The 344-nt window shown below is 36.9% G+C and carries 1 pseudogene; it reads left to right on the top strand.

The window, feature by feature from the left end:
- Positions 1–197 (top strand): annotated as a pseudogene (locus tag HC175_RS21525) (hypothetical protein); the annotation flags it as partial.
- Between the last annotated feature and the right edge of the window lie 147 nt (positions 198–344).

Below are 344 nucleotides of genomic sequence, written 5' to 3'. Positions count from 1 at the left end.
ACAGGTTAGCTGTTTTAGGCGCAAATGTGCTTATTCTGGCCAACCTACTTATTGTCACCGTGCAATTGTTTAGAGCTTCTTCAAAAAATCAAAATTTGAATAAGGTAGGAGGTGCAATTGCAAAGTATTTACCTGTTTACTTCATTTGGGCTATAGTGGTAACCTTTTTGTTTCCCTTGATCTTCGGAATTAATTAAAAGCATCAGATATGAAAACTATAAACTTTTTACAGATAATAACCCGGATCTTTTTTCTGATCGTCCTGACGCTCGGAGTATTGAATTTAATTTTGATCCACCCGGTAACCGGGAGGATCTACCTGCTAGTTTCTTTGATTTTCCTTC

The sequence above is a fragment of the Salinimicrobium oceani genome, assembly GCF_012037645.1.
Note: the sequence above shows the minus strand (reverse complement) of the source record. Positions and strands in the feature narration are given on the sequence as shown.